The following is a 25,125-nucleotide window of genomic DNA, read 5'->3' on the forward strand; positions in this document are numbered from 1 at the left end:
GGATATGAAATACTACAATTTGCTGGCAATACTGCTCCTTTCCGGAATGATAGCCTGTTCCGGCGAGAAAAAAGGAGACAGTGCAGAGGAAGAAACTGTAGAAACAGTTCTACCGGATGAAACCAATGAAGTGACCGTGATGACACTGAAAACTACGGAATTCAACCACGAACTGGTGAGCAACGGCAAATTGTCGGCCCGCCGCCATGTCGACCTGCGGTTTGAATCGGCCGAACCGATCGCTTCCATCTACGTGAAGAATGGCGACCGGGTAGTCAAAGGGCAAAAACTGGCGGAACTATCGACCTTCCGGCTGAAAAACAAAACGGCAGTAGCAAAAGATGCATTGGAAAGGGCCAAACTGGAATTGCAGGATGTCCTGATCGGCCAGGGATATGCGTTGGCAGATTCCGGTAAGGTACCTCCTGCCACTATGCAACTGGTCCGGGTAAAAAGCGGCTACGACCAGGCACTGGTTCAATACCAGCTGGCGGAATATGAGGAAAAGAATGCGGTACTGACCGCTCCTTTCGACGGTATCGTTGCCAACCTGTTTGCCAAACAATATAATACGGCTTCCACCTCCGATGCATTCTGCACGATCATCGATCCGCGTAGCCTGGAAGCGGCATTCACCGTACTGGAAAGCGAATTACCCCTGATAAAGAACGGCGACCGGGTGGAAGTGACTCCTTTTGCTTTCAACGAAGGAAAAACGGAAGGACGTATCTCCGAGATCAACCCGCTGGTAGACGAGAACGGGATGGTACAGGTGAAAGCAGCCGTTACCGACAAAGGGAAGCTGTTCGAAGGGATGAATGTGCGTGTCAGCATCCATCGTTCGGTAGGCAAACAATTGGTGGTACCGAAGGAAGCGGTGGTTTTACGTTCCGGCAAACAGGTCGTGTTCATTCTCGACAGCACAAAGACAAAGGCATACTGGACTTACGTACATACCGGACTCGAGAATGCGGAGAACTATACGGTGGTGGACGGCCTGAAAGAGGGCGATATCGTAATAACCAGCGGTAATATCAATCTGGCACATGAGGCTCCGGTTACGATAATTGAGAATTGAAAATTGAAAATTCATGGTTAAATTCTTACTACAACGTCCTATTGCAGTACTGATGGCTTTTACGGCCTGTTTTATCGTGGGGTTGGTCACTTACTTTACCATCCCTATATCATTGTTGCCGGATATTGCAATACCGGAGATCACGATACAGGTATCCGGGCAGAATACATCGGCCCGCGAACTGGAAAACACGGTCGTAAAACCGATTCGCCAGCAGTTGATGCAGGTTGCCGCCCTGCGTGATATCCAGAGCGAGACACGCGACGGGGCAGGTATTATCCGGTTGAGCTTCGATTTCGGGACAAATACGGACCTGGCTTTCATCGAAGTCAATGAGAAAATAGATGCGGCAATGAACTATCTGCCACGGGAGATAGAACGTCCGCGGGTAATCAAGGCCAGCGCAACGGATATACCGGTGTTTTGCCTGAACCTGACACTGAAAACAGGTAACAGTGAAACCGCTTTCCTCGATCTTTGCCAGTTTGCCGAGACTGTGATCAAACGGCGTATCGAGCAGTTGCCGGAAGTGGCGATGGTAGATATTACGGGAATACTGAAACGCCAGTTGCAGATCGTACCCGATATCAACATGCTGGAAATGGCGGGTATTACGCTGAGCGACCTGGAGTCGGCATTAAGCTCGAACAATATCGAACCGGGAAGCATGACCGTACGGGACGGATATTATGAATACAACATCAAATTCTCGACCCTGCTGCGTACACCGGAAGATGTACAGAATATCTATATCCGGAAAAACGACCGTATCTTCCAGTTGAAAGAGCTGGCAAAGGTGGCGGTAGTACCGGAAAAAGAGGTCGGGGCTTCGCTGTCGGGCGGCAAACGGACAGTGACGTTGGCGGTGATCAAGCAGGCGGACGAGAATATGGATAATATGAAGGAGGCTCTCAGCGAGGTGACGGATTATTTCGCCACAGTCTATCCGGATATCGAGTTCAGCATCAGCCGTAACCAGACGGAGTTGTTGGATTATACGATTTCAAACCTGAAACAGAACTTGTCACTCGGCTTCCTTTTCATTTGTATCGTGGCGATACTTTTCCTGGGAGACATCAAAAGTCCGGCGGTGATCGGGCTGAGTATGATAGTCAGCCTGGTTATCAGTTTTCTGTTCTTCTATATGTTCAAGATGTCGCTGAATATCATATCCCTTTCCGGATTGATCATGGCACTGGGTATGATGATCGACAGTTCGATCATTGTGACAGAGAACATCACGCAATACAGGAACAAAGGGTATTCACTGGAAGAGGCATGTAATAAAGGTACGTCGGAAGTTATAACCCCTATGCTGAGTTCCACATTTACTACGATCGCGGTATTCGTGCCGCTGGTATTTATGAGCGGGATTGCGGGGGCAATCTTCTACGACCAGGCGTTTGCCGTAACTGTCGGGCTGATGGTTTCATACTTTACCGGTATCATGTTGCTTCCCGTTCTTTACAAACTGGTTTACAGCATTCCGGATATCAAACATACCGGGTTCAATCTACGGATCAACAACCTGGTGAAAGAGCATACGCTCGATCGTTTCTATGATGCGGGAGTCGATTTCGTATTCCGTCATAAAAGGTCGAATATGTTGTTTCTTATTCTTATGCTTCCATTTTGCGCACTGCTGTTTTATGAAGTACCGAAAAGCAGGATGCCGGAGATCGACCAGAACGAGTTGATCGCACATATCGAATGGAACGAGAACATCCATATCGACGAAAACCGGGAACGGGTAAGCAAGCTGTTCGCCCGGATGGAAGAGAATGTGCAGGAATATACCTCGTACGTGGGACAACAGCAATTCTTGTTAAACCGGGACCGGGAGTTATCCAGCTCGGAAGCTGAGTTATACTTCAAGACAGAGAACACGTCGGATATTGCTCCGTTGCAGGAACAAGTAACCGGGTGGCTCAACAAGAACTATCCGCAGGCTGTATTCTCCTTCTCTCCGCCTGTGACAGTGTTCGAGAAGTTATTTGTAACCGGTGAAGCGGATATCGTGGCTGAGTTTTACGCACGCAACAAGGCGGAAGCTCCCGAGGCACAGGTGTTAAAAACGCTGGAGTCGAAGATAAAGGCAGAAGCCGGACAAGCCCCCGTTGGCGTCGCTTTCGAAAATCAGATGAATATATCGGTCGACCGCCAGAGGCTGCTGCTCTATAATGTGGACTACAACGAGGTGTACCGTTTGTTGAAAACGGCCTTCAAGGAAAATGAAGTCGCAACCCTCCGCTCCTACCAGCAATATCTGCCGATCACCCTGGCAGGTGACGGCAAAACAGTCAATAGCGTATTGCAGCAAACATTGGTACAGACCCGTCCGGATAAAGACGGCAAGAGCCGGTATATACCCTTACAATCGTTGGTACGGGTTACTCAGGGCGAAGATCTGAAAACGATCTCTGCCGGGAAGAACGGCGAATACATTCCGTTCAGCTTTTATAATGTAGAAAAGGCAGAACCTTTGATGGAAGAGGTGAAAAAGTTAGGCGGGCAGGAATGGGAGATAGATTTCTCCGGCAGCTTCTTCTCCAACCAAAAGATGTTGAGCGAGTTGGTCGTGATCTTGCTGATATCCCTATTGCTGATGTATTTCATCCTGGCAGCCCAGTTCGAAAGTTTCCTGCAACCGCTTATCGTGCTGCTGGAAATACCGATCGACGTGGCGGCTTCACTGCTAGTGCTTTGGATATGCGGACATACGATGAACCTGATGAGCGCGATCGGTATCGTGGTGACTTGCGGTATCGTTATCAACGACTCGATCCTGAAACTGGATGCGATCAACGAGTTGCGGAAAGAAGGTACCCCGTTGATGGAAGCGATCCATGAAGCGGGGCGGCGGCGTTTACGTCCTATTATCATGACATCACTGACCACGATATTCGGTATGGTTCCGCTTCTGTTCTCTTTCGATATGGGTAGCGAGTTACAGAAACCGCTCTCCATCGCCATGATATCAGCCATGCTGATCGGTACCGCCGTCAGCCTCTTTGTCATCCCGCTGGTATACTGGTTTATTTACAGGAAACATGACCGGTCGCATTTGACGATTGAAAAACAAACGGAAGTTTAACGAATTATATAAAATGCCGTTATGAAGATAGGTAAGATAATATTATCATTTTTGTTATTCACCTCTGTCTATTTGCAGGCTCAGCCGCTTGCCCTGTCGCTCGAAAAGACGATTTCGCTGGCGGCGGACAGTTCGCTGGAAGCATTCAGGACAAAAAATATGTATCTGGCCGGGTACTGGCAATACAGGACGTATAAGGCAGACCGTTTGCCGAGCCTGACACTGAACCTGACACCGGCACAGTATTACCGGGATATTACGCGAAGATATAATTCACAGAAAGATGCTGATGAATATAAAAAGCAGGAATCGTTCTATGCCAATGGGAATATGGAGATTAAACAGAACTTCGACTTATTGGGGGGTACATTCTATCTGGATTCAGAGCTGGGGTTTATGCGTAATTTCGGGGACGATGCGAATAACCAGTTCACCACCGTTCCTATCCGGCTCGGTTATCAACAGAGTCTGTTCGGCTACAACCCTTTCCGGTGGGAACGGAAGATCGAACCGCTTAAATACGAGAAAGTGAAAAAGGAACTGCTCTATAATATCGAACAGATCAGCGAACAGGCAACGACCTATTTCTTCGCCCTCGCGATGGCGCAAGCCGAATACGACCTGGCTAAAGAGAATGTAGCTTCCACCGATACGCTCTATCGCACCGGTCAGGAACGCCATAAGATCGCATCGATCAACAAGGCCGAACTCCTCACCCTGAAACTGGATGCCGTCAATGCCCGCAACACCTTGCAAAATACAGAGATCGCTTTGAAAAGAGCAATGTTCAGCCTGGCATCCTTCCTGAATTTCGATAAGAATACAGAGATACGGTTAACACTGCCGGGCCGCCCGCGGGATATGCAGATATCGGTTGATGAAGCGTTGGCACTCGCCCGCGAGAACAACCCGAAATTCCTCGGTCTTCGTCAGGAGATCATGGAAGCGGAACAGCAGGTGGACAAGACAAAGAAGGAGGCTATGTTCAATGCGTCCATCAATGCCAGTATCGGTTTCAACCAGGTATCGAGCAAATTAAAAAATGCCTATCGCGATCCGTTGCAACAGGATATTGTATCCGTATCCGTATCCATACCGCTTGTCGACTGGGGGGTACGGAAAGGGAAACACAATATCGCCAAAAACAATCTGAACGTAACACAGATCTCCGCCCGACAGGAAGAACTGACCGTAGAGGAAGATGTTATCATGACGGTAGGCGATTTCAATATCCAACAGAACCTGATCAGCAGTGCGGAAGAAGCACTCGACCTGGCTCTCATGGCTTACAGCGAAACCAAGCAGCGATTTATGATCGGAAAGGCGGATATCAACAGCCTGACCCTCTCCCTGAACCGCCAGCAGGAGGCACAGCGCAACTATATCTCCGCCCTGCAAAACTACTGGTTGAGTTATTTCAAGATACGAAAACTGACGTTGCACGACTTTGAAACAGGGATATCCCTGTCCAGTGAATTCGATTATGCACAAGGACTGTAAATACTGATAATGAATACATCTCCTAAAATATCATCCTTTACCATCATCGTCACCTTTCTTTGCGTGGCGCTGACAGGACTGGCATTTATTCCTCTCCTGCCGATCAAGTTATCGCCGTCACGCACGTTGCCACGGTTGACCGTCAGCTATAACATGCCCGGCAATTCGGCGCGTGTGATCGAAATGGAAGTGACTTCGCGGCTGGAGTCGATGCTGGCACGTATCAAAGGGATCAAGGAGATCAATTCCACTTCCGGCAACGGCTGGGGGTATGTGACGCTGGAGTTGGACAAACATACCAATATCGATGCCGCCCGTTTCGAAGCCTCCACGATTATCCGCCAGACATGGCCAGGGTTGCCCGACGGACTTAGCTATCCGGTACTGGAAATGAGCCGTCCCGACGATAAGGAGTCGGGGCCTTTTATGACCTATACACTGAATGCGGCCGCAACCCCGATCTTCATACAACGGTTTGCCGAGGATCAGATCAAACCGCGCCTGGCAGGTATCCCGGGAATTTACCGGATCGATGTGCGGGGAGCTACCCCGATGGAATGGCGGCTGGAATATGACAGCCGGCAACTGGTCACGCTCGGTATCACGACCGAAGATATACAGTCCGCCATCAACCAATACTATAAAAAAGAGTTCCTCGGAACAGGGAATGTCAAGATGAAAGGGCAGGAAGAATGGATCCGTCTCGTCCTGATACCCGAAGCCGGACCGCAGGACTTCGATCCTTCGCGTATCACCGTTACCAATAAAGAAGGAAAGCTGATCCGTCTGGACCAGTTACTGAATGTGACCCGGCAGGAAGAAGCACCGCAAAGTTATTACCGTATCAACGGACTGAATTCGATCTATTTGTCTATTCGGGCCGAAGAAACGGCGAACCAGCTGGAACTGGCCAGGCAGGTGAAAGAGGAAATGGAACATATCCGCCAACTGCTGCCCCAGGGATACGAGATACATACCAGTTACGATGCCACCGAATTTATTCAGAATGAACTGAATAAGATCTATATACGTACCGGCCTGACTATCCTGATCCTGTTGCTGTTCGTTCTGCTGATCACGCGGAACGTGCGTTACCTCTTCCTGATCGTTGTCAGCCTGAGTGTAAACCTCTGTATTGCGGTTATCTTCTTTTACCTGGCCGGACTGGAAATGCAACTGTATTCGTTGGCGGGAGTCACCATATCCTTAAGCCTGGTGATCGACAACACGATCGTCATGACCGACCATATCCGTAACCGGCATAACCGGAGGGCTTTCCTCTCCATTCTGACCGCTACGCTGACAACTATCGGTGCGCTTGTCATCATCTTCTTCCTGGATGAAAAGATCCGGCTGAACCTGCAGGACTTTGCCGCAGTTGTAATTATCAACCTGGCGGTATCGCTGGCGGTTGCCCTGTTCTTTGTTCCGGCCATGATAGAAAAACTGGGGCTGGGACAAAAGAAAAAGACGGAACGGAGAAGAAACGGGTTAGCTACCGCTAGTACGACAACCCGGTGGATACGTTTCAAAAAACAGGTAAACAGACAAATAAAAAGATTTCCGGTTCGATTCAACCGGCTTTATCTGGCACAGATCCACTTTCTCTGCCGTTGGAAAAAAACGGCTTGTTTCATTCTTGTTCTAGCCTTCGGCCTCCCTGTATTCCTTTTACCGGAAAAGATAGAAATGGATGACAAAGACAAGGTATATACTGCTACCGACTCATTGCTCATCGAGAAATATAATAAAATAGTTTCCAGTGAAACATACAAAGAGAAAGTAAAGCCTGTGATCGACAAGGCACTCGGAGGAAGCTTGCGCCTCTTCGTCCAGAAAGTGTATGAAGGCAGTTATTTTACCCGTAACGACGAAACGGTACTTTCCGTCAGCGCTTCGCTCCCCAACGGGACTACACTGGAACAGATGAACCAGTTGATAGGACGTATGGAGGCCTATCTGAGCACATTCAAGGATATACGCCAGTTCCAGACCAATATTTATAGCGCACGGCAGGCAGGGATACGGATCTATTTCACCAAGGCGGCTGAACGGAGCGGTTTCCCATATACCTTGAAAAGCAGGATTATCAGCAAGGCACTCGAACTGGGTGGCGGTAGCTGGAACGTATACGGATTACAGGACCAGGGGTTCAGCAACGACGTACGCGAAGGAGCCGGTTCCTTCCGTATAGAAATGTATGGTTATAATTATGACGAACTCTATGAATGGGCCGACCAATTAAAGGCGAAGCTCCTCACCTACCGCCGTATCAAAGAAGTGCTTATCAACTCGGAATTTTCGTGGTGGAAAGACGATTACCAGGAGTTCTATTTCAATCTAAACAAGGCACGGATGGCACAGGAAAACATCTTGCCGATCGAACTGTTCGCCTCTATCAATCCGGTATTCGGTAAAGATATTTACAGCGGGACGATCATTGTGGATAACGAAACGGAGAAACTGAAACTGAGTTCCCGCCAAGCCCACGACTATGACGTGTGGAGCATGCAATATGTCCCGCAGGAGATTAACGGAAGGTCCTACAAACTGTCGGAACTGGCTACCGTAGAGAAAGGCCAGATGCCCCAAAAGGTGGCAAAAGTGAACCAACAATACCGCTTGTGCCTACAATACGAATATATCGGAGCATCCAATCAGGGAACAAAAATCCAGGAACGCGTACTGAAAGAGTTTAACGCCTCCCTGCCGATGGGATATACTGCCAAATCGGAAAGTTACTACTGGAGTTGGAATACAAAAGACAATAAGCAGTATCTGCTGTTATTGCTCATTATCGTAATCATTTTCTTTACGACCAGTATCCTGTTCAACTCGTTAAAACAACCTTTGGCAGTTATTTTCGTCATACCGATCTCTTATATCGGGGTGTTCCTGACATTCTACTGGTTCAAGCTGAATTTCGATCAGGGAGGATTTGCTTCTTTCGTCCTGTTATGCGGTATCACCGTTAATGCCAGCATCTATATTTTAAATGAATACAACCAGCTACGTACCAATAAGCCGTTGATGCCGGCATGGCGTGCCTATCTGAAAGCATGGAACGCAAAGATAACTCCGATCTTCCTGACAGTGATATCTACTATCCTGGGATTCATCCCGTTCATGTTGGGACCCGATAAAGAAGCATTCTGGTTTCCACTGGCAGCAGGTACGATCGGGGGACTGGTTATGTCGATTGCCGGAATCTTTATTTACCTTCCTATTTTTACCTTAAAAAAATAATCATATTGAAGTAATTTAGACTATCCAAAACTATTTTCTTTCCTAATTTTGTGATATCAATGGACAAATTGTTATTTTTTCAAACCCTTCTTGTCCTCTGCGTGTTTAATCTAGGAGCTGAGAAGTAGCACTAAAGAGAACGTCACAACTTGTTTTTTCATCGATCTTCTTCGGGTATTTACATCAACTCATGTAATAACCGGAAAAGATAGTTATCGATTTTCATAAACAAAAAACAGAGTCCGATATCACCCTAAAATAAATTAAAGATGAAAATTTTATTCAAGTACCTACGACTATTATCCCTCTCTACGAGTGGAGCGTTACTATTATGCATTGTTTTTGCCGCCAATCCAGACATTGCCGAAGGAACAATTGCCGGCAAAATATTCTGGTTTCATTTCTCTGTTTTATTACTTGCCTTCAGTGTGTTTTTTATGGAAGCCACTATCAAAAAAAGTTGTTTCACATTTACACTGCCTGACGGACTTTTACTTCTCTTTACCGGACTGATTCTGATCACCTACGATCGTGACCTGAACCCACAACCGGAAAAACTGCTCTTTGTCGGTCAACTGACCATGCTATGGTTTATGTTACGAGCCGTCATACAGACACATCCCGAGCTCAGACTCTTTTTCATTTCGATCATTATATCGACCGGTGTTTTTGAAGCTATGTGGGGAATGGGGCAGATACACGGCAACCCGGCGGAAGACCATCCGCTGTTTAATGGCAGCGGACTGGTTTTTAATCCCGGTCCGTTTTCCGGTTATCTGGCTATCGTACTCCCTTTATGCCTGAATCTGGCACTGCGATTCCGTGATTGTGATAAAATAGCATGGTGGGAAACCAGAACCATGTTGTTTTACCTCTCAGTCATCGGTGTACTAATTATCCTGATCGCCCTTCCGGGAGGGGCAAGCCGTCCTGCATGGCTGGCCTCCGTTGCCTCCTGCTGCTGGGTATTCTTTTTACGTAAATCCGGATGGAAAATTCTGAAACAAAGAGTAATAATGCACAGTAAGACTGTCGTGACCGTTTGTGCTTTATTATTTCTGGGCATTGCAGGATTACCCACCCTGGGTAGTTTTATCCACCCGGATCAATCGGCCAGTCGTTTACTGATGTGGAACGTAACAACCAAAGCTATTTTGGAACAGCCCGTGACAGGAACAGGCCTGGGAGGCTTTTCCACTTCCTATGCAAAAACACAAGCCGACTATTTTTCATCCGGGAAAGCTTCCGACATGGAACGACAGGCAGCCTGTTGTCCGAAATTTGCATTCAACGAGTATCTGCAGATGGGACTCGAGTTCGGTATCGCCGGACTGTTACTTTTCTCATTGTGGATCGGGTTCAGCCTTTACTACGGACTAAAAAACAAACAGATCGGAGCGACGGGAAGCATTATCGCCTTACTCTTTTTCTCTATGTATTCTTATCCGTTACAATTACCGTCTTTTTGGGTATTACTGTTATTCTTCTCGGCCATTTGCGTGACAATACCCGGTAAGTTGCAAAAATCTTCCCCGAAAACATTTCCCTACATCGGAACTTTTGCAGCATTAGCCGCCTGTATGCTATTCTTCGGTCAAATAGGTTATTACGATTCTTATAAGGAATGGAAAACATTACGACTGCTCAAACAGAAAAATGAACAACAAGTGGCCACACAAGGATTCCAGTGTCTATATCCACGTCTCAACCACAAGGTCGAATTCCTGCAGGAAGGAGCCAGATGCCTGTTGCAATGTAAACAATATTCGGATGCCATCGTCTGGAGCCACCAGGCAATCCGGTTAAGTGCCAATCCGGAGTTCTATTACATCCTGGCTGAAAGTTACCAACAGCTTGGTCTTTATAAGCAAGCCGAGAAATATTTATTACAGTGCCTGCATATCCTGCCGGAAAAGATAGACACCTATTATCTACTGACAAAGTTATATTCGGACGATTCTTACTACCAACCCGACAAACTCAGGTTGGCGGCCTACTCTGTTCTTACCAGACAGCCTAAGGATCAATCGAAAACTATTAAATTGATGAAGGAGGACGTAAACAAACTTCTTCAATACGCAATAATCAAGAATAAATAACAAATAGAATATCGGACAAGCAGCACCATTTCCTTTTTATAAATAATTTCCATTAATACAACGTAATTATGAGTACAAATTTTAAACCACGATTCCCTCCTATTTTATTGCACATTCAAATTATATCCCCTATCTTTGCCGAAATTTTGCAAGGAAGAGTTTCATGACGAATAAGATACATACGTGTAATCCGATGTTTATTTCCGGTTCAACGCCGGACATTGAGGCTCATTTCTTTAATTTACGGGATTATCATTTGGTTATATAAGATGCGTTGGTTATTTTTACTAACGCATTTTTTTTGTGTCCCGCGGATAGCGATAATTAAGGTATAACATTCTATAAAATCAATTAATAAACAAAACAACCCAATTACTATGTCGAAAATTGGAATCAAAAAGGTGATTGTTCTGGGCTCGGGTGCCCTGAAGATCGGACAGGCCGGAGAGTTTGACTACTCTGGTTCACAAGCATTAAAGGCACTGAAAGAAGAAGGTATCAGTACCGTATTGCTGAATCCGAACATTGCAACTATTCAAACATCCGAAGGGGTAGCAGACAAGGTATACTTCCTGCCTATCACTCCGTATTTTGTTGAAGAAGTAATCAAAAAAGAACAACCGGACGGAATCCTGCTGGCTTTTGGTGGCCAGACTGCCCTGAACTGCGGAACTCAGTTATACACCAGCGGCACACTCGCCAAATATGGTGTAAAGGTACTGGGTACTTCTGTTGAAGCTATCATGTATACAGAAGACCGCGACCTGTTTGTAAAGAAACTGAATGAAATCGACGTAAAAACTCCGATAAGCCAGGCTGTTGAAACGATGGAAGATGCAGTGAAAGCTGCCTACAAGATCGGTTTCCCGGTAATGATCCGTTCTGCTTATGCCCTGGGAGGTATGGGTAGCGGTATCTGCAAAGACGAAGAAGAACTGCGTACACTGGCGGAAAGCGCTTTCGCTTATTCTTCACAGATCCTGGTAGAAGAATCATTAAAAGGCTGGAAAGAAATTGAATTCGAAGTAATCCGCGATAAAAACGACCATTGCTTCACGGTTGTAAGCATGGAAAATGTAGACCCGCTGGGCGTACATACCGGTGAAAGTATCGTGGTTGCTCCTACCTGCTCTCTGACAGACAAGGAACTGGATCTGTTGAAAGAGCTGTCGACCAAGACAATCCGCCACCTGGGTATCGTGGGCGAATGTAACATCCAATACGCATTCAATTCCGACACTTGCGACTACCGTGTGATCGAAGTAAACGCTCGCCTGAGCCGTTCTTCCGCACTGGCATCCAAAGCAAGCGGTTATCCCCTGGCATTCGTTGCCGCTAAGCTGGCATTAGGTTACAGCCTCGATGAAATCGGCGAAATGGGTACTCCGAACTCTGCTTATAAAGCTCCGGAAGTAGACTATATGATCGTGAAGATCCCGCGTTGGGACTTGACCAAGTTCGTCGGTGTAAGCCGCCTGATCGGTTCAAGCATGAAGTCTGTCGGCGAGATCATGTCGATCGGTAAGAGCTTCGAAGAGATTATGCAGAAAGGTCTGCGCATGATCGGACAGGGTATGCACGGTTTCGTTGGAAACAACGACCTGGAATTCGACAACCTGGACGATGCACTGGCTAACCCGACCGACCTGCGTATCTTCGCCGTTGCAAAAGCATTGGAAGAAGGTTATACCGTTGAACGTATCCACGAACTGTCAAAAATCACTCCGTGGTTCCTGAACGGTTTGAAAAATATCGTAGATTATACGAAAGTATTATCTCAATACAACAAAATCGAAGATCTGCCCGAAGATGTTCTGAAAGAAGCTAAACGCCTGGGCTTCTCTGACTTCCAGATTGCACGCTATGTGGAAAATCCGGAAGGCAACATGGAAAAAGAAAATATCCGTGTACGTAACCTGCGTAAGAAAATGGGTGTCCTGCCGAGCGTAAAACGTATCAACACGATCGCTTCCGAACATCCGGAACTGACTAACTACCTGTATATGACATACGACGGTAGCGAACATGATATCCCTTATTACAAGAACGACAAGAGCGTGGTGATCCTGGGTTCAGGTGCTTACCGCATCGGTTCTTCCGTAGAGTTCGACTGGTGTTCGGTGAACGCTGCACAGACTGCACGTAAGCTGGGCTACAAGTCGATCATGATCAACTACAACCCGGAAACGGTTTCTACCGACTACGATATGTGCGACCGTCTGTACTTCGACGAACTTTCTTTCGAACGTGTACTCGATGTAATGGACCTGGAAATGCCGAAGGGTGTGATCGTATCCGTAGGCGGACAGATCCCGAACAACCTGGCAATGAAGTTGTATCGCCAAAATGTTCCGGTACTGGGTACTTCTCCGCTGTCTATCGACCGTGCTGAAAACCGTCACAAATTCTCAGCCATGTTGGATACACTGGGTATCGACCAGCCGGCCTGGGCAGAGTTGACCAGTATGGAAGAGATCGACGGCTTCATCGAAAAGGTAGGCTTCCCGATCCTGATCCGTCCTTCTTATGTACTTTCAGGTGCAGCCATGAACGTTTGCCACAACAAGGAACAGATGATCGAATTCCTGGATCTGGCAGCTAAGGTATCTAAAGAATATCCGGTTGTCGTATCTGAATTCCTTCAAGGAGCAAAAGAAGTGGAATTCGACGCAGTGGCCATGAACGGCGAAGTGGTTGAATACGCTATCTCCGAACATATCGAGTTTGCCGGTGTTCACTCCGGTGACGCAACACTGGTATTCCCGGCTCAGAAGATCTACTTCGAAACAGCACGCCGCATCAAAAAGGTTAGCAAGATGATCGCCAAAGAATTGAACATCAGCGGACCGTTCAACATCCAGTTCCTGGCTAAGAACAACGACGTGAAGGTAATCGAATGTAACCTGCGTGCATCACGTAGTTTCCCGTTCGTTTCAAAAGTACTGAAACGCAACTTCATCGAAACTGCAACCCGTATCATGCTGGACGCTCCTTATACAAAACCGGACAAAAGTGCTTTCGATATCGACTGGATCGGTGTAAAAGCTTCTCAGTTCTCATTCGCCCGTCTGCATAAAGCGGATCCTGTACTGGGTGTGGATATGAGTTCTACCGGTGAAGTAGGTTGTATCGGCGACGACTTCAACGAAGCACTGTTGTCTGCCATGATCGCCGTAGGTAACAACATTCCTAAAAAGAATATCCTGGTTTCTTCAGGTGCAGCCAAGAGTAAAGTAGATTTACTGGAACCTTGCCGCCTGCTGAGTGAAAAAGGATACCAGATTTACGGTACTGCCGGTACTGCTAAGTTCCTGAATGAAAACGGTATCAACACGACTGCCGTATGCTGGCCGGATGAACAGGGCGACCTGAACATCATGGATATGTTCAGCAACCACGTATTCGAACTGGTTGTAAACATCCCGAAAGACCATAGCAAACGCGAGTTGACCAACGGTTATAAGATCCGCCGTGCTGCGATCGACCATAATATTCCGCTGATCACCAACGCCCGTCTGGCAAGTGCATTCATCGAAGCATTCTGTACAATGGATGTAAAAGATATCCAGATCAAAGACTGGCAGGATTATAAATAAGCAAATATTTTTAGTATATTTGTAACCAAAATACGTAGAGACAAGGCAACACCTTGTCTCTACACGTTTAAATCAATTCGAGCGATGTATAAACTACCGATAGTATTCCTGGCCTTTATGCTTAGCGTGCTGACTGCACGTGGATCGGTAGATATTCCCAATATTTTCATTAAAAACTTTACAGTAGACGATTACAAAGCCAGTTGTCAGAACTGGGGATTGTCCGTTGCGTCCGACGGCGTATTGTATGTAGCCAACAATATGGGGCTACTGACCTTCGACGGAAACACCTGGAAGCATTTCGAGACACCGGATAAATCGCCTATCACCGGCGTCACATTCCTGAATGATACGATTTATACCATCAGCGAAGGGTCTTTCGGAGGCTGGACACGCGACAACCTCGGAGTGATGCGCTATCACAAACTGAACAAAATACCGGCCGAAGTCAAATTCAAAGAACCGCCGGCATCCATTCCTTTCATTCTCCCGGACGAGATACTCCATGCCCAGCCATCTGTCTTCATGACCATAGATGACATGTATTTTATCGGTACACAGAACCGGGGACTGTATATCACAAGTCCGGACGGAACGATCCTGCGTCATTTATCCACACAAGACCAGACCTTACCCGACAATATCGTACGGGCCATCTGTATACAGGATGCACAGCAGATATGGATCGCTTTCGACAACGGACTGTCGCAGATAACATTCGAGCCATCCCTTGTCAGACTGGGAAAACGCAGTGAAATAGGCAAACTCAAAAACGCCTCCCTACGTAACGACACATTATATATCCAGACAAATACCGGATATTTTAAAAGGACACTAAAAGGCGGAGACAACTTCGAACCGGTCGATATCAGTAAAGAACAGATCCATCTCCCTCCACAAAGAATTGCTTACGACACGCTGCAGATCAGTTCGATATTCAACAATGTCGAAGCATTAGGTAATTTTGCACATGCCGACCAAATCTATCCGATCGGAGACGATATGTACTGGCTCTGTGTTAAGAACGAAGCCGGATTATTCCATAATGAAAACGGCAACGGGACTTTGAAATGCAGATTGCTCCTCGATAATTACAATATGAATATGGTCAGTCGCGACAGAAGGATGTTTCCGCTCAGCGACTCTTTACACCTGATATCCGCCATGCAGGGCGTGTTACTGATAAACATACGTGACCTGATAGGCAACAGCCTGGGAGCAGGAACTCCTTTACAGATATCAGAGATAGAATATGTGGATAAAAACGGTGAACACAATCTGCCGGTCAATTCGGAAAAGATCATACTCCCTCATAACTTCCAGGAATTATCCGTTTATGTGGGAAGTACTATCTTCACACCGAACCATTTGGTCAGTTACATGATAGAAGGAGTATCGTCCGATTGGTCTCCCTGGCAAAAAGACGGCAAAATATCTTTCCTGCAATTACCGGAAGGCAAATACACCCTGAAAATCCGGAAATATGTAGTCCGGGGTCCTTATATGGAAATAGAGATTCCTATTACCGTCCGTCCACCGTGGTACAACACAATATGGGCATGGCTGGCCTATATCATCCTTACCGCATTAATAGTTAAAGCCATACTCGGTTATCATCTGAAAAATCTTCGAAAAGAAGAACTGGCCAGGCAGGAAGTGGAAAGACAGGCGGAAGAACAGAAGATCCAGCAGATGAAAAGTAAAATGCTGGAAGCCGAACTGCAAAATAAAAACAATGAACTGAGTTTGCAAACCTCTGCCCTTGTCAAAAGGAATCAGGCCATACAGACATTGCTCGACGAACTGGAGCGCCAGAAAGAGACATTGGGCGACCGCTATCCGAATAAACTATATATGCGGATGAAAAGCCTGATGGAAGAATCGCTAAACGACCAGGCCGACTGGCTATTGTTTGAAAGCCACTTCAACAGTGCACATCAAAATTTCATAGATCGTTTACGTCAACAATATTCGGATATCACAACAGGCGACTTACGTATCTGCTGTTTGTTGCGCATGAATCTCTCCACAAAAGAGATAGCATCCCTTCTAAATGTATCGATACGCGCAATAGAATTACGCAGATACCGATTAAGAAAGCGTCTGTCACTGGATGGCGACACCAATCTTATCGATTTCCTTATGAGTTTCTAAAAAATATTTTCTAGATTTTCACCCTACACATACCACTGTATATCAATAGGATATAAACGATCCGGATATAGATGAGAAAGTATTGTAGCAATAAATTTTACTTCACAAATTAATTGTGCAAGTAGTGTAGTAGTACTTTTTAACCGATATATTTCCAAATACGCTTTCTTTGCCGATGCATTCATATCTTAAATTCTAAAGACACGATGAAACACGAGCTGGAAGAACAACTTGAAGAGTTGGAAAGGCAAGGCATTGGTCGCCGCCATTTCCTAAAAACATTAATAGCAGCGGGTATTATAACAGCTGTAGGTACAGAGAAAGCACATGCATTTTCAAGTAATGCAAAAGGTAAGATCGTAGTTATCGGTGGAGGAGCGGCCGGAATCAGCATGGCAGCACGCTTGATGCACTGGCTGGATAACCCGGATATCACTTTGATTGACCCAAGCGATCGCCAGTTCTACCAGCCAGGTTTCACATTAATAGCTTCCGGTGTTTATCAACCGGACGACGTTTGGAAAAAACAAGAGAATTGTATTCCCGATGGAGTAAAATGGATTAAAGATTCGGTTGCAGCAGTCGACCCGGTGATGAACCAGGTTACAACAACCGGAAAAGAAAAGATACCTTACGACTTTCTGGTACTGACACCGGGAGTGCAGACAAACTGGGAAAAAGTAGAAGGTATTACACATGATACATTAGGAGCAGGAAACGCTCATAGTATATATGATTTCGAAGGTGCACAAAAAACCTGGAAAGCGATTCAGGAATTCTCTAAAACAGGTGGCCGTGGTATCTACACCGATACATACACGAAGCACAAATGCGGAGGGGCACCGAAAAAGATTTGCTTGCTGACAGAGGATTACAGCCGCAAACAGGGAACACGGGATAACATCAAACTGGACTATTTCACAGCAGCTAAAGAGCTGTATGATATTCCTTTTTATACACCCCGTCTGTTGGAGATCTATAAGGAACGCAATATTCCTATCAATCTCAATGTGCGTGTAAAAGGTGTCGATACAGCAGCCAAACAAGTACATTTTGAAAAGGTTGAAACAGTCGGAGAAGAAAAAGTAATTACTCCTTTCGTAGAAGATTACGATTTCTTACACTTCGCTCCTCCTATGTCGGCTCCCGATTTCGTTCGCGAAGCCGGATTGGGATGGACAGAAGGTAAGCTGGCCGCCGAGGCTTGGGTGATGGTCGATAAAGCGACACTGGTCCATAAGACGTATCCGAACATTGTCTCATTGGGAGACGTTGCCGGGATACCGACCAGTAAGACATCTGCTGCCGTACGCATGCAAGTGCCGATCGCAGCAAAGAACCTGATCTCACTGATGGAAGGCAAAGAACCCGTTGAGAAATACAACGGATATGCAGCCTGCCCGATCGTTACAGACTATGGACACGTGCTTTTGTGCGAGTTCGATTATGATAAAAAACCGGTTCACTCGTTCCCGTTCAGTATGCTGGACACATCGAAGGAACAATGGGCGGCCTGGTTACTGAAAGTTTACTTGTTGAAGCCGATGTATTTCTATGGAATGCTGAACGGCTATGCATAACGGACCAAAATAACAACTCCCTATAATTCAAATGCCAAACTACAGAAAATCCCCGGCTCAAGCTCTTGAGACCGGGGATTTTGTTCTTCTGCCGCTCTACAACAGGCCTATTCTTTCAGTAAAGGCAGCTGATCCAGCATATTCCTGATCTTGATAGCGATACGCGGCATAGGTTCGGCCACGGTGAGCCCCACCAAATCATATTCGGCGGCTATGTCATTGATCACACGAACCACTTCCTGTATTTTCATTCCATCGGGCTCAACACCTACGCCGGCAATAATTTCGTTCGGGTCGAGCACATCCAAGTCAAAATGAACAACAACTTTGGACACCCCTGTTCCTTTCAGCCATTCCAGGACAGCCGTACTGTCGGCAGCCACTTCCACAGGCGACAAACCTTTTATACCTAATTCCTCCTGGCGGTCTTTCATCCCTTCATCCCAGGAGCGTAGTCCCACAAGCAATGATTTTGAGGCTTCGATCTTTCCTGGCAATACATTCATGATTTCTTCATCCCCCATACCCAGGCATGCCGTCAGCGCCATTGCATGATAGCCCTTATAATCATCATAAGGCAGGTTGACGTCAGGATGTGCATCGATCCAGACTACAGCTACATCCCCGGGATACTTTTCTGCTAAATAGGTAAACGGAACTACGCTCACGGAGCATTCGCCTCCCAATGTTACAATCCGGTCGGGGTTATTCTCCTTGAGTTTTGCCAGGGCTACTTCGGTCTGTTCCAGAATAACCCGATGGGCACTCACGCCTTTTTCCGTTTCCCGGTCATTTATATCCAGGGAGACAGGCACCACCACTGTCTTTTGCGAACTTTCCGGTGCCAGTAAATTCAAAAGTTGAGCCCCCAGGTAATACCCTCTTGAAGCATCATCTGCCGGAATATCAGGCATCCAATGGGCCACTATCCCTCCCTGCCACTGCGGGTAAATCAAACGAAGAGTCGATGTTTTCTTTTCCATATCATTCACCTTTATTTGAAACGAAGATAAAGAGTTCTCAACAATATAACAAACAAAAACAAATTACTCCAGCGGAAAGACTAAATAAAAGTCGGCTCTTGTTAAGAGGGAGAACATCCATATTTTATCAGATTTGAATGTTTCATTATTTGACAGTTTTGAATGTTTCATTAATTTGACAGATATAAGCAATCATTGAAGCTATCCCCTTATCAAAGAGACTTCGCCATTACAGGTTCATTTGCCGTCTGCTTTAGCTGACGGATTACAAGTTGTTTCTCCTTCTTTGGCTTTAGCCACATTTCTCTGTAAATAAAGAGACTGTTTAAAATGGGACTAAAGTCCAGAGAAATAGATCATTTACTGATCCGTCAGTTAAAACTGACGGCAAATAAACCTGTAACTGGGTTTGTCTTATTTATGACTGATAGCTGATGGACAGACAGGGGCATTTTCCTATATTATTGACTCAGTTATTTCTACATTTGACTCATATCTTTCTAAAAGTGAGAGATTATAATACCAAACAAGGAGATAGTAGAAACCCCTCTAGCAGCTTTTATGTATTAAGACAGGAGGAACTAAACGTTAAGACCTGAGATATTATTTCTACCCTGTACATCCTGGAAAATTAACCTGTACACCATACAAAACCAGCCTGTACACCCTGTCAGGCCACCCTGTACAGGGTAGTTTTAACAGATCGGGACTCTTACACTAGTATCTCCCTTCTTAACAGGTAGTTACCTACCTATTAATACATAGTCTTATACAGATGACAGATGCAGTTACAGATAAAAAGAAACATCTGCCACACTTTATTTCCTGTAAACCTGTATATTACACCATAGTGTGACAGATGGCAGATACTTTTTGAAAACTTTGTGTATATGACAAATGACAAACGCCATTGCAAATAAAAGAAGTATTTGCAATGGCGTTATATTCTAATAAACAGGATATTATGACCCTTTATTGCAAATGACAAATAAATCCGCAAAACTTTTATGCAGAATTATGTTATTCCATCTTCCGGTAATAACGCGGTGTATAACCGGGCAGTAATTCGGGATGGAATACCCATACCAGGTCTTTCAACAGATAGTCGGGATGAATCGGGAACTCCTCATAATAAGGGACAACACCCGTATTACAGGTATATATCCGACGGTTCTTAAAGGCATCAAAGTTCTCGTAGGGAGTATACTCGGTACGCAGGTCTTTGTATGTCATATCATTTGCCTGATTATATTTGATCAGCCATATATCGGCATGGATGGCTTTATCGAGCACGGTTTCAAAAGCCAGCGGCGTACTGCCTGCTCCGGGAAGATCTTTAAAGATATAATCGGCACCGGCATCGGTATACAGATGGGCGATGTAGCTATCGCCGGCCGGCATATACCAGGAAGAGCCGAATTTCTTTTCAGAGATGACGGTCGGACGGTTGGTCACGGTCTTTGCCAGCTCTTTCAACTCCAGGTAGCTTTGTTCCGTTTCGCGGAAGATGGAGTCTGCCATCGCACTCTTTCCAAACAACAGGCCGTAGAAACGTACCCATTCGGTCCGTCCCAAAGGCAACGACTCCATATAGTCGGCCGCCTCAATAATGGGAATACCCAGTTTCTCAGCCGGACCATATCCCGCATTCTGAAATGGGGAAGCGATAATGATCTCCGCCCCTATATCGATGATCTTTTCTATATTCGGAGAGGTTGCTTCACCCAGATCGGCAATTTTTCCGGCACGAAGACCTTCCTGGATAGAAGGCGTATCCATATACCGGGGTTCGCATACGCCAATCACCTTATCGGCTTCATTCAGCTGGTCGATAATAGCAGCATGCACGGAGGTATAGACGACGATATTACGGATAGGGGTTCGCACCACTGTTCCTTTCGGCAAGCCATCCGGTACCTGCTGCTCACGGTCTACCAAAAGATACCGTTGCAGGATACGGGTACTGTCCCAGGGATCACGAACTTCGACGGAAGTATAATCGTCGAAATATTGAACTGTAAATCCTTGGGCGTAACGAATAGTGTCGGAACCAAGTAAATCACTTCCGCTAATATTCTGTACTTTGGACTGACTACAGGAAACAGTCCAAAGTACAAACATTACTAATAAACAGATTTGTTTCAAATCACAAAGTGCTTTTATTTATTAGTCATGAATATGAATTCTGACGGATAAGGAAGCGTTTCAAACTGAGACTTCAACTTTCCTTCAGAAGAAAAGACATAAACATCGCCATTGTTCTTCTTATTGCTTTTCCCTACATAGATATCACCAGTAACGGGATCAACACCGATGCCATTAGGAGAGCTGACTACGGTTCCATCCGTAATAAAATTATCACTCAATAGTTTTTCGTTTTTCAAGTCATATTTATAAAACTTCACTTCATTTGCATAATAATCATTGAACATGATATAAGCGATATCATCTGCCACAGTCATTTTATAAGCCTTAATACCTTCAACAGTCTTCACTTCGTCTGTTTTAGCATCAATACGCTGTACAATATACGATTTGTCATCTGAATAGTCACTCATACAAATAACATATACATCACCATCTGAATCTGAATAGATATAATTCGGGTTCAATGACACCGTAATCGTTTTTTCAAACTTAAAGCTATTGATATCGACAACGGAAACGCTGGTACTTTGACTCGGCCAGTTCATTCCATCTGTATCTGCCGTATAGATACGACCATTGGCAACTGTTATGCCGTCTGGGTTAGGACCTACTTTCACATAGCCTTCAACAGCCATTGATGCAGTGTCTATTTTAGCAATATAACCGTCATAAGTAGTCAGATAAACTTTGTCTTTATAAGCCGCAAACATACGCGGAGCACGTGTTGCACCCTGATCGTCAGTCAAAGTCAACTGCTTCAAGCTTGTAGCATCGGCAGCATCCAACACTTCTACAGTCTTCGAACCGTACACCGATACATACAGTTTAGAACCATATTTAATCATATGCTGTCCCATATCTCCCAAAGCACGGTTGTTCTGCTTCTTAAAAATATCTTCTGTAACCTTTCCTTCTGAGTCCAAATAAGAAATTCCGGCATTATTATCTCCGAAATTACCACCATCCAGAATATAAACACCTGTTACTTCTTCCGGGATCTCTACATCCGGTCCATTCTTATCGTCATCATCGCTACAAGAAGAAAAAGCCAGCACTGCACAAGCAAGACAAGCAAACCAATAAAAATTCTTTTTCATTTCTAATTACATTAATTGTTTGTTAACCAAAATCTATTCTTAATACACAAAAACAAGCCCTCCCCGGAAAGAACGTCCGGGCATGGGGTAGTACTTTATCACATCATAATTTATATTACCGACATTTATAATATCAAACTGCAACCGCAAAGAACAGGAAGCAAAAGTAAACGACCGATTCAGCGAAATCGTTTGTTCCGCATAACGATCTATCAGATTCCTTTCTATATTTTGGGGACTTGCATAGCGGTCTCCTACCACGGTCAATAAATAAGAAACATTGACCCAGGGCATTTGTAATGCCACAGATACATTTCCTGAATGCCTTGGAGTATAAGGTATTTGATCCCGATAATTTTTCTCAGTCTCGTCTGTTATATCTATCGCATGTTGCCAGGAATAAGAAGCTTGTCCGGATAAAGAAATATTTTTCCATAAAGGAACCTCTGCCGACAAGTTGACATCAATTCCCCCAATTGAAACTTCTCCCATATTCATCATTTTCCAGATGAACATAGTCGGTATGGCAACGATCTTATCACTCACACGATTATAATAACCATCCACAGAAGCATTCAGATAATTAATAAAAGGCAACGAACCACTCCAGGTCATTCCCAGGTTATATTGAGTTGCACGCTCCGGTTTCAAATTGGTATTTCCCATCCGCAGATAATACAGATCATTAAAAGTCGGAACACGGAATATATCTTTATAAGAAGCTCGTAAACGGAAATTATATTCAGGCATAACCCTCCATGATAAACTGACTGCCGGTGATAATCGTTTACGGTCAGACGGTTTGTCGCCTCTTTCTACTTTCTCGGTTATATAAGTTCCCAATAAACTGGCTGTGGCAGTCAATCTTGTATCTTTATATTGGGCGGCCAAAGCCGTTAAAGAAGTATATCTTTTTGGAAAAGGACATTCCGGAATGGTATTATCCAATGTATTGATGAAATAATCTTCAGCCAAAGAAAACGAAAGATAATCTGTCAGTGAATATAAACCGGATACGGAAAGATAATATTCCTTTTGTGTATACCGGTCATCCTGTCTTCCCGACTCATACTTATTATCAACATCCAAATGGCGCATCCATGAGTAATTATATTTGGCCTGTGCCTGCAAAGCGAACTTTTCAGTTATACGATTCTCATAACGAGCTTGTGCAAAGGCATTCCTATCCCACAAGCGTTCACCTGAATAATCATTGTAGAGAATTACAGACCCGGGCAGTCCTCTGTGGGAATCAAAATAATATCCTTTCATCGACAGCGTACCGGCTTTTCCCAGATCACCTGCAAAATTCAGTTCCGTACGCCAGGATTCGATATCACTATTATTTCTTTTCTTCTTTTCTACCAAGTCACCGTTCACCAAAGTAAACGGATAATTACCATCAGCCCGCAAATAATCGCCATGCCAGGAGGTATACCATTTTTTACCTAACTTCTGCTCATAACGTAAATAAGGATTCACGAGACCGAATGAGCCCACTTTCAATTGAGCTTTCAAATGGAAAGGAGAAGATGTAAAGTCCGGAGAACTAGTCTTCACACTCAACGCCCCCGCCGATGCATACATCCGGGCCGTCTGGAAAATATCGTCGGTCTGTCCGATCGAAAGTGAAACCATTTCTACATTATCCAGTGAGAAGCGGCTGATATCGACCTGTCCGCTCTGGGCATCCGTTATCGTTACGCCATCATAGCTGACAGCCGTATGTTGCGCACCCAGGCTGCGCACCGATACTGTCTTCAATCCCCCTATCCCACCATAATCCTTTACGGTAGCACCGGAGAAACGTTTTACCGCTTCCGACAAGTCCTGTATCCCCAACCGTTCGATACCGGCACGATCCATCACCTGCAAAGGAGCCGCTTCGCGGGTAGTGGACGGACGCGCCTTCTCCACCACCTCCACCCCCTTCAGTTGATGATAAGCCGTTGTATCTATCTGCTGTGCATTTACCGGCACAGACGCATACAGCCATGCGCCAAACAGGCATAGAGTTCTTATTATGTATAAATTTCGCATATATTACAGGTCTATCAATACCTTACCCGAGGCATTGCATATCGAATGATGGCAGGTTTTCTGACTCGTTCTCCCATGATCGGCCGCCTTCCCAACTTTTCAGTCAGTGGCAACAAGATTTGCCGGGGTTATAGAACTTACAGCTACGGGTACAGTTCCGGACTTGCACCGGATTCCCTTTTACTAACGGTCAGCGACAGCCAAACCGTTACACCATAATTCGATGGCAAAAATACGAAATATATCGGAATATGAAGATAGAACAGGCAAACTTTATATCATTCGTATCGATGCGAACCTGCTGTTTACCTCTTCCCGGGGAGAATATGCCTTTTTACATTTTGATTATATAATCACCCTTTCCCTGTCCGTTTAATACGTTAAAAAATATTACCCGTAATATTAATTCTAAATAGTCGCTATATTAATTCGATTTACATGCGATAGTAATAGCATTTTGATAATCGGAAAAAAGCTGTACCTTCGCGCCCGAATTGGACCCGAATTAAA

Annotated in this window: 13 protein-coding genes and 1 riboswitch; of the genes, 9 read left to right on the forward strand and 4 right to left on the reverse strand. The window is 45.3% G+C overall.

What is annotated here, in order from left to right; genetic code table 11:
• Nucleotides 1–4 precede the first annotated feature (4 nt).
• The 8 genes from M1P97_RS15880 (at nucleotide 5) to M1P97_RS15915 (ending at nucleotide 18,347) form a co-directional block, all read left to right on the forward strand.
• Entirely contained in the window at nucleotides 5–1,078 is a 1,074-nt protein-coding gene (locus tag M1P97_RS15880; protein ID WP_195372320.1) for an efflux RND transporter periplasmic adaptor subunit, read from the forward strand.
• 13 nt (nucleotides 1,079–1,091) lie between these two features.
• Complete coding sequence (locus M1P97_RS15885) at nucleotides 1,092–4,172, forward strand: efflux RND transporter permease subunit (RefSeq protein WP_249389582.1); 3,081 nt, start codon at nucleotides 1,092–1,094, stop codon at nucleotides 4,170–4,172.
• A gap of 21 nt (nucleotides 4,173–4,193) precedes the next feature.
• A complete protein-coding gene (locus M1P97_RS15890) occupies nucleotides 4,194–5,672 on the forward strand; it encodes a TolC family protein (protein WP_195372322.1) in 1,479 nt (492 codons plus the stop codon).
• Nucleotides 5,673–5,681: 9 nt separating this feature from the next.
• On the forward strand, nucleotides 5,682–8,918 hold the full coding sequence (locus M1P97_RS15895) for an efflux RND transporter permease subunit (RefSeq protein WP_195372323.1): 3,237 nt from the start codon (nucleotides 5,682–5,684) through the stop codon (nucleotides 8,916–8,918).
• 269 nt (nucleotides 8,919–9,187) lie between these two features.
• Nucleotides 9,188–11,017, forward strand: coding sequence for a Wzy polymerase domain-containing protein (locus M1P97_RS15900; RefSeq protein ID WP_195372324.1), 1,830 nt, complete (start codon nucleotides 9,188–9,190; stop codon nucleotides 11,015–11,017).
• Nucleotides 11,018–11,394: 377 nt separating this feature from the next.
• Nucleotides 11,395–14,613 (forward strand): carbamoyl-phosphate synthase (glutamine-hydrolyzing) large subunit, encoded by a 3,219-nt coding sequence (carB, locus tag M1P97_RS15905; protein WP_249389583.1) that lies wholly within the window; start codon nucleotides 11,395–11,397, stop codon nucleotides 14,611–14,613.
• 84 nt (nucleotides 14,614–14,697) lie between these two features.
• Nucleotides 14,698–16,767 (forward strand): ligand-binding sensor domain-containing protein, encoded by a 2,070-nt coding sequence (locus M1P97_RS15910; RefSeq protein WP_249389584.1) that lies wholly within the window; start codon nucleotides 14,698–14,700, stop codon nucleotides 16,765–16,767.
• Nucleotides 16,768–16,973: 206 nt separating this feature from the next.
• A complete protein-coding gene (locus tag M1P97_RS15915; protein ID WP_195372327.1) occupies nucleotides 16,974–18,347 on the forward strand; it encodes an NAD(P)/FAD-dependent oxidoreductase in 1,374 nt (457 codons plus the stop codon).
• 107 nt (nucleotides 18,348–18,454) lie between these two features.
• Here M1P97_RS15915 and M1P97_RS15920 read toward each other — a convergent pair whose 3' ends face one another.
• The 4 genes from M1P97_RS15920 to M1P97_RS15935 all read right to left on the reverse strand — a co-directional run bounded on the left by M1P97_RS15920 (nucleotide 18,455) and on the right by M1P97_RS15935 (nucleotide 24,615).
• Complete coding sequence (locus tag M1P97_RS15920) at nucleotides 18,455–19,330, reverse strand: arginase family protein (RefSeq protein WP_195372328.1); 876 nt, start codon at nucleotides 19,328–19,330, stop codon at nucleotides 18,455–18,457.
• 1,020 nt (nucleotides 19,331–20,350) lie between these two features.
• Complete coding sequence (locus M1P97_RS15925) at nucleotides 20,351–21,451, reverse strand: ABC transporter substrate-binding protein (protein ID WP_249389640.1); 1,101 nt, start codon at nucleotides 21,449–21,451, stop codon at nucleotides 20,351–20,353.
• A gap of 38 nt (nucleotides 21,452–21,489) precedes the next feature.
• Nucleotides 21,490–22,575: a DUF5074 domain-containing protein gene (locus tag M1P97_RS15930; RefSeq protein ID WP_249389585.1), complete on the reverse strand. Its 1,086-nt coding sequence runs from the start codon at nucleotides 22,573–22,575 to the stop codon at nucleotides 21,490–21,492.
• Between the two features lie 39 nt (nucleotides 22,576–22,614).
• A complete protein-coding gene (locus tag M1P97_RS15935) occupies nucleotides 22,615–24,615 on the reverse strand; it encodes a TonB-dependent receptor plug domain-containing protein (protein ID WP_249389586.1) in 2,001 nt (666 codons plus the stop codon).
• A 33-nt stretch (nucleotides 24,616–24,648) separates the two neighbouring features.
• Nucleotides 24,649–24,848, reverse strand: a riboswitch (cobalamin riboswitch).
• Here M1P97_RS15935 and M1P97_RS15940 point away from each other — a divergent pair.
• Nucleotides 24,839–24,991: a hypothetical protein gene (locus tag M1P97_RS15940; protein WP_195372332.1), complete on the forward strand. Its 153-nt coding sequence runs from the start codon at nucleotides 24,839–24,841 to the stop codon at nucleotides 24,989–24,991. It overlaps the preceding riboswitch by 10 nt.
• Nucleotides 24,992–25,125: the final 134 nt, after the last annotated feature.

The organism is Parabacteroides leei, assembly GCF_023369805.1.
Taxonomy (GTDB): domain Bacteria; phylum Bacteroidota; class Bacteroidia; order Bacteroidales; family Tannerellaceae; genus Parabacteroides; species Parabacteroides leei.

What these genes read in the sequence shown, in the direction of transcription:
- M1P97_RS15880 (WP_195372320.1), top strand. Translation starts at nt 5, where the DNA reads ATGAAATACTACAATTTGCTGGCAATACTGCTCCTTTCCGGAATGATA.
- M1P97_RS15885 (WP_249389582.1), top strand. Translation starts at nt 1,092, where the DNA reads ATGGTTAAATTCTTACTACAACGTCCTATTGCAGTACTGATGGCTTTT.
- M1P97_RS15890 (WP_195372322.1), top strand. Translation starts at nt 4,194, where the DNA reads ATGAAGATAGGTAAGATAATATTATCATTTTTGTTATTCACCTCTGTC.
- M1P97_RS15895 (WP_195372323.1), top strand. Translation starts at nt 5,682, where the DNA reads ATGAATACATCTCCTAAAATATCATCCTTTACCATCATCGTCACCTTT.
- M1P97_RS15900 (WP_195372324.1), top strand. Translation starts at nt 9,188, where the DNA reads ATGAAAATTTTATTCAAGTACCTACGACTATTATCCCTCTCTACGAGT.
- carB (WP_249389583.1), top strand. Translation starts at nt 11,395, where the DNA reads ATGTCGAAAATTGGAATCAAAAAGGTGATTGTTCTGGGCTCGGGTGCC.
- M1P97_RS15910 (WP_249389584.1), top strand. Translation starts at nt 14,698, where the DNA reads ATGTATAAACTACCGATAGTATTCCTGGCCTTTATGCTTAGCGTGCTG.
- M1P97_RS15915 (WP_195372327.1), top strand. Translation starts at nt 16,974, where the DNA reads ATGAAACACGAGCTGGAAGAACAACTTGAAGAGTTGGAAAGGCAAGGC.
- M1P97_RS15920 (WP_195372328.1), bottom strand. Translation starts at nt 19,330, where the DNA reads ATGGAAAAGAAAACATCGACTCTTCGTTTGATTTACCCGCAGTGGCAG.
- M1P97_RS15925 (WP_249389640.1), bottom strand. Translation starts at nt 21,451, where the DNA reads ATGTTTGTACTTTGGACTGTTTCCTGTAGTCAGTCCAAAGTACAGAAT.
- M1P97_RS15930 (WP_249389585.1), bottom strand. Translation starts at nt 22,575, where the DNA reads ATGAAAAAGAATTTTTATTGGTTTGCTTGTCTTGCTTGTGCAGTGCTG.
- M1P97_RS15935 (WP_249389586.1), bottom strand. Translation starts at nt 24,615, where the DNA reads ATGCGAAATTTATACATAATAAGAACTCTATGCCTGTTTGGCGCATGG.
- M1P97_RS15940 (WP_195372332.1), top strand. Translation starts at nt 24,839, where the DNA reads ATGGCAAAAATACGAAATATATCGGAATATGAAGATAGAACAGGCAAA.